Origin of the sequence: Pseudomonas sp. FSL R10-2189 (assembly GCF_009600325.1) — a bacterium.
In the GTDB taxonomy this organism is placed as follows: Bacteria; Pseudomonadota; Gammaproteobacteria; order Pseudomonadales; family Pseudomonadaceae; genus Aquipseudomonas; species Aquipseudomonas helleri.
Map to the genome: position 1 here is coordinate 46095 of NZ_WIVZ01000038.1, position 6226 is coordinate 52320.

The window sequence follows — 6226 nt, forward strand, 5'->3', positions numbered from 1 at the left end:
AGTGCTTTCAGGCCTGGCGGTATCGGCCATGTCTCAATGCGCTAATGCTGTAACAGTTGCGACCACGCAGAAGGATGTCGTAGAAGCTATCAGCCCTGCCCGTGAATCAACCCAGGTTGAGTTGGCACGTGAATGGGGGCTGACGGCCGATGAGTGGCGTCATTACCAGACGGTGATGGCTGGCCCACGCGGTATTTACTCTCCGGGGCTGGATCCGCTCACAGCGTTAGGCGTTGAAGCCGAGTCGGCTGAAGATCGTAAGCGCTATGCCGAGTTGCAGGTTAAGGCCGAGCGCCAGCGGGTTGATAAGGAACTGGCCTACCAGCAGGCCTATGACCAGGCCTTTAAACGCATGTACCCGGATGAAAAGATCATCCAGCTCTCTTCCAGCCCCGCATCACCGATGAGCAGCAGCCCTTCAATGCTGGAAAGCGGGGGTCGATTGGCACTCTTTGTTCAAGACGACTGCACACCCTGCATCGCTCGCGTCAAGAGCCTCCAAGCACAGAGGCAACCCTTTGACCTGTACTACGTCGGCAGCCAAGGAGATGACGAAAAAATCCGGCGTTGGGCCATTCTCGCGGGAGTCGACGCCAGCAGTGTGCGTAACCGCCAAATAACGCTCAATCACGATGAAGGTCGATGGCAGGCCCTTGGATTGAACGGGGTGCTTCCAGCTGTAGTGCGCAAGGTGAATGGCCAATGGCAACGTCAGTAGCTCGCGCACTGCTGTTCTGCGGTCTGCTGAATTCAGTCAATGCACTCAGCGCCGAAGTGCCGCCACCGGCGTATCAACTGATTGCGTTGCCGGCAGGGGTTCCGTCCGAGGTGCTGTATTCCGTTGCCCTGCAGGAAAGCGGCACCCGTTTAAGGGGGCAACTCGTGCCATGGCCTTGGACACTGAATGTCGCGGGGGCTGGCTATCGCTTTGCAACCCGCAGCGATGCCTGCACAGCCTTGATTGCAGCGATCAATAAGGCTGGCCCCCACCGGGTCGACGTGGGGTTGGGCCAAACCAATATTGGCGCTAATGGCCATCGTTACAGCTCGCCGTGCGAAGGGCTTGATCCGTACAAAAACCTTTCGGTCACGGCCCAGATTCTGGCGGAGCAAAAATACAAAGGCGGTGACTGGATCACTGCTGCCGGACGCTATCACCGCCCGGCCGGGGGTAAGCCCGCTGCCCGCTATCGCCGTGATTTTGCCAAACACCTCAGCCGTGTCACCGGCATCAACCTGATGGCGACAACCCCATGAATCGACGTTTTGCTCTCTTACTTATAATTTCCTGCCTGTGCCAGACACTGCACGCCAGCTCATTGATTGTGGTGGAGGACCGTGGCGGTGTTTCAGCCCTGCCCTACTACCAGGACCTGGTACCAGAACCCTCCGATCGTGTGCCATCGCCCCCTTCAATCGGGATTCGGGATGCTGGAGCGTTTCCCGTACGTTCAGCCTTACTTTCTCCGGGCCAGGAACAAGGTCGAGTGATCAACGCGCCAGGGCTTCAACCCGTGTTTTTGGTGGGTGACGACGAGCAATCAAAAGCGTGGTTGCTGCAGCGTCGCGAACAACTTCAGGCGTTGAATGCTGTTGGGCTGGTCACCAACGTGGCCAGCGCAGAACGCCTGGTTGAAGTTCAACGCTGGGCCGCGGGCCTTCAAATTGCCCCGGTTCAAGCAGATGACCTGGCTCAACGCTTAGGGATCCGCCATTACCCGCTGCTTATCACCGCCACCACGCTACAACAGTAATCAGGGCATACACCATGGCCAGCACCTTTACCATTGAATCGCTGCTTCGGCCCGCTGTTGAGCTCTACACAGTGCTTGTGTGCGTGATCGCTGCCTTGCTGTGTGTATTCGCGCCGTGGGCATTTGCCCTGACACCGCTGTTCGGCATGGTCGCAGCAGCCGGGTTTTCAGGTTTGGGATTTGTTCGCCTGCAACAGGCGCTTGTGGTGCTGAGGTATCGACGCAACATCCGCCGCCTGCCGCACTACACGATGACCAGCAAAGACATGCCGGTCAGCAACGAACGCCTGTTCATCGGCAAAGGCTTTCGCTGGACGCAAAAACATACCCAGCGGCTGATGGATACCTATCTGCCCAAGTACGCTGAGTATGTCGAACCCACTGCGCTGTATCAGTGGGCTCGCCGCATCGAGGAGCGATTGGAGTTTGCGCCCTTTCCACTCAAGCTGCTGGCCAAGGCCACGGCGTTAAACATCGCACTCAACCCGGTGCGCCCGCTGCCTCCAGTTGGCGGCCTGCCCCGCTTACACGGCATAGAGCCGCACGAGGGCGATGTCAGCCTGCCCTTGGGTGAACGGGTGGGTCATTCCTTGGTATTGGGCACCACACGCGTGGGCAAAACGCGCTTGGCCGAGCTGTTTATCACCCAGGATATTCGGCGAACCCGGCCTTCAAAGGCAAAGGTCCCTGCCCAGCAAAACCTCGATCGCGAGGTGGTGATTGTCTTCGACCCCAAGGGCGACGCCGACCTGTTAAAGCGCATGTACATCGAATGCAAACGCGCTGGCCGACTCGACGAGTTCTATGTGTTCCATCTGGGCTGGCCAGATTACTCGGCCCGCTATAACGCCGTAGGCCGTTTCGGCCGGATCTCCGAAGTCGCAACCCGAATTGCCGGGCAGTTATCAGGGGAAGGCAACTCTGCAGCATTTCGCGAGTTTGCCTGGCGGTTCGTCAATATCATCGCCCGCGCCTTGGTCGCACTCGGCCGTCGACCCGACTACGAGCAAATTCTCAAACATGTGATCAACATCGACGCGCTGTTCGAGGAGTACGCCAAGAGCTACTTCGCAGAGCATGACCCCAAAGCCTGGCAAACCATTGTCGAAATTGAAGGCAAGATCGATCGTAAAAACCTCAGCTTCGCCATGAAAGATCGCCCGCTGCGCGTGGTCGCACTCGACATGTACCTCACCCAGCAACGCTTGTCTGATCCTGTCATGGACGGCCTGCGCTCAGCCGTGCGTTACGACAAAACCTACTTCGACAAGATCGTCGCCAGCCTGCTGCCCCTACTGGAAAAGCTCACCACCGGGCGCATCGCCGAACTGCTCTCACCGGACTACATGGACCTCAATGACCCACGGCCGATCTTCGACTGGATGCAAGTCATCCGAAAACGCGCAGTGGTGTACGTGGGCCTTGATGCCTTGTCCGATACCGAAGTCGCTGCCGCCGTCGGCAACTCGATGTTCAGCGACCTGGTGTCCGTTGCCGGCCACATCTACAAATTCGGCATCGATGACGGCTTGCCCGGCGCCACCAGCGGCAAGGTCGCGATCAACGTGCATGCCGATGAATTCAACGAACTGATGGGCGACGAGTTCATCCCCATGATCAACAAAGGCGGCGGCGCAGGCATGCAAGTAACCGCTTACACCCAGACCATGAGCGACATTGAAGCCAAAATCGGCAGCCGCGCCAAGGCTGGCCAAGTCATCGGTAACTTCAACAACCTCTTTATGCTGCGAGTGCGCGAAACCGCCACGGCAGAGCTGCTGCCCAACCAATTACCCAAAGTTCAGGTGTTCACCAGCACCACCGCCAGCAGCGCCAACGATGCAATCACCGGTAAGGCCGCCTTCACCTCCACCACCCACGACCAGATCCAAAGCGTCAGCGTGCCGATGATCGAACCGGCGCATGTTGTGAGCCTGCCCAAAGGGCAATGCTTTGCGCTGATTGAAGGCGGCAACCTGTGGAAAATTCGCATGCCGTTACCCGCAAGCGATCCCGATGAAGTCATGCCCAAAGACCTCCAGGCGCTGGCTGAAGGCATGCGCAAGGGTGCGAACGGCAACAGCGAGTGGTGGCAAGCACCGGGGTATCACGTACTGAGTGAGTCGCTTCCAAATGACTTGATGGACAACTTTCAGCACATCACCCACGAAAAACCCAGCGATCAAGCCTGAGGGCGTCAAACCATGGCTGACATCACCGAGAAAGCCCAACAGCAGCAGGAAGGCCAGAAAACCTTTCTGGGCATCCTGTTCTCAGCACCCTTTCACTTCTTGGGTGTGATGTTCGGCTCACTACTGGCCGCCATCCTCGTGGAATGGCTGTGCCTGTATTTCTTCTGGCCCGAGGCGGGCTGGAGACATGCTCAGCAAATGTTTGAGCATGAACTGGGCTGGCTGTCACAAGACATGCTCAACAGCATCGTCATCAAAGAACCCGGGCGAACTGCCACTTTGCTAGCCCATACCGTCTACGACTGGCTGATGATCAAAACCGGCCTGCAGGACACCCTCAACGCACTGACCCAATACGCCCGCAATGCCTCACCCCATCAGATCGCGAACTTCGACCTGCGCTACGAAATCGGCCGAGTGATGATCAAACTGCAAGACTACGGCCTGGCCGCGCTCTACACCGTGCTCACCTTCTGCGTACGGATCGTCATTCTGACACTGACCATTCCGTTGTTTGTACTGGCGGGGTTTACCGGATTAGTCGACGGGTTGGTGCGGCGGGATTTGCGCAAATTTGGCTCAGGCCGTGAGTCGAGCTACCTGTACCACAAGGCCCGGGCAACGATTGTTCCGTTGACGGTAGTGCCGTGGACGGTTTATCTGGCGCTGCCCGTGAGTGTCAGTCCGTTGCTGATTTTGGGGCCTTGTGCGGTGATGTTGGGAGTGGCTTTTTATGTCACTGTTTCGAGTTTTAAGAAGTATTTGTAGGAGTGACGCGCGCATTGATCTGTTTTATTTTGCTCGCAAAAAATAGGGCGCTTGCCGTCCGGTAACAATTTTCACCACTGAAACGTCAGTGTAAACAGTGCCCTTTTACGTCTAACACAATTAGACCGCGTATACCCCCACCACTTCTCGATCTCCACTCAGCTGCCATCTGTTCAACAGCGCATACGAGCGAGCACGCAAAAGCTGGGCACGATTCGATATGCATGTGCAAAAAAATAAACATATTGACCAATAATGGCCTATTGCCTACGATCTGAGCACTTATCAGGGAGCGATAATGGTGTCGGAGTCTAAGGTCAGAGTTTTTTTTCGTAACGTCTTGATGTGGATGCTATTTATCGCATTTTTGATCATTGGGCTTGCCTCAATGTTTGTCAGCTTCCTATCCGGACTGATTATGCTATTGGCTGCGTGCATTTTTGTCCCTCAGATCAATAGAACGATCAAGGACAGGACCAATATCACTGTAACTCCAGGTGGTCGCGCCATCGTAGTTATCGTTTGTTTTGGCATCTTTATTTATACCAGTAGCAAAGCGATGGAAGCTGATCAGGTTCAGCGGACGGCTCAGGAAGCCCTGATAGCAGAGCAGGCTCGCAAGGAAAACCGTGAGTACGTTACTGCCAACGAGAATACGATCCTTACAAAAATTAATGATCTCACATCCAAACAAGACTACGCTGCAGCAATCGCTTTTGGCGGAAAGTATAACAACGCTGGCAGCATCAAAATCGACCAAGCAATGACCAAGGTTTCAGCACAAAAAGGAGAGGCTGACAAACAACAGAGAAAATCTAGTCTCGTCGCATCGCTGCAATCAATTCCAAAAAATAACTTTACCGAACTAGCTAGTACCTATACTCAGCTTGCTGCAATAGATAAAACTTACCAAACCGACGCTGACAAGTACTCAAAGCTGGCCGAGCAAAAGGCACAAGAAGAGAAAGCTCGCAAAACAGCTGAAGCAGAAAAGGCATATCGTCAGAGTATGGGACTGACATGGAATTATTCGGTTAGTGAAGATTCGATGTCCGGTAAGTCCACACGTCATGCATACGTATCATCGATAAATACTGTCAATTTCAAATTTCCGTACGGAGGAGCACAAAGAGCCACTTTAACAATCCGTAAACATCCGCGCTGGGGAACCTCAGTTTATATATCTTTGGACAAAGGCCAGTTCATTTGTGGCTATGACGATTGCTATGTGCGGGTCAGATTCGCCAATGGTAAAGCTCAACGAATGTCAGCAAGCGAGCCTAGCGACCATAGTAACAATCTACTTTTTATTAGCAACGCATCATCATTCATTTCGCAAGCTCGAAAATCCGACACGGTATTCATTGAGGCTAACTTTTATCAAGAGGGTAGTAGAGTATTTGAATTCGACATCTCTGACCTTGAATGGAAATAAGGCTCTTCGCATTTAAGGGTGTAGCTGATTTCTAAACCCTCCTGACTTCAGCAAGCACCTGGCTATGTAATTGGTTA

6 protein-coding genes are annotated in these 6226 nt (G+C 54.4%); all 6 read left to right on the plus strand.

The window, feature by feature from the left end:
* The first annotated feature begins 28 nt into the window (after positions 1-28).
* Positions 29-718, plus strand: a complete 690-nt coding sequence (locus GHO32_RS21885) for a TIGR03759 family integrating conjugative element protein (protein ID WP_153334988.1) — start codon at positions 29-31, stop codon at positions 716-718.
* Complete coding sequence (locus tag GHO32_RS21890) at positions 703-1257, plus strand: lytic transglycosylase domain-containing protein (protein WP_153334987.1); 555 nt, start codon at positions 703-705, stop codon at positions 1255-1257. The genes GHO32_RS21885 and GHO32_RS21890 overlap by 16 nt, the downstream gene beginning before the upstream one ends.
* A complete protein-coding gene (locus GHO32_RS21895; protein WP_153334986.1) occupies positions 1254-1754 on the plus strand; it encodes an integrating conjugative element protein in 501 nt (166 codons plus the stop codon). The genes GHO32_RS21890 and GHO32_RS21895 overlap by 4 nt, the downstream gene beginning before the upstream one ends.
* Before the next feature lie 14 nt (positions 1755-1768).
* Positions 1769-3946, plus strand: coding sequence for a type IV conjugative transfer system coupling protein TraD (gene traD, locus GHO32_RS21900; RefSeq protein WP_153334985.1), 2178 nt, complete (start codon positions 1769-1771; stop codon positions 3944-3946).
* 12 nt (positions 3947-3958) lie between these two features.
* Positions 3959-4714 (plus strand): TIGR03747 family integrating conjugative element membrane protein, encoded by a 756-nt coding sequence (locus GHO32_RS21905; protein WP_153334984.1) that lies wholly within the window; start codon positions 3959-3961, stop codon positions 4712-4714.
* 301 nt (positions 4715-5015) lie between these two features.
* Positions 5016-6149: a hypothetical protein gene (locus GHO32_RS21910; RefSeq protein ID WP_153334983.1), complete on the plus strand. Its 1134-nt coding sequence runs from the start codon at positions 5016-5018 to the stop codon at positions 6147-6149.
* Positions 6150-6226: the final 77 nt, after the last annotated feature.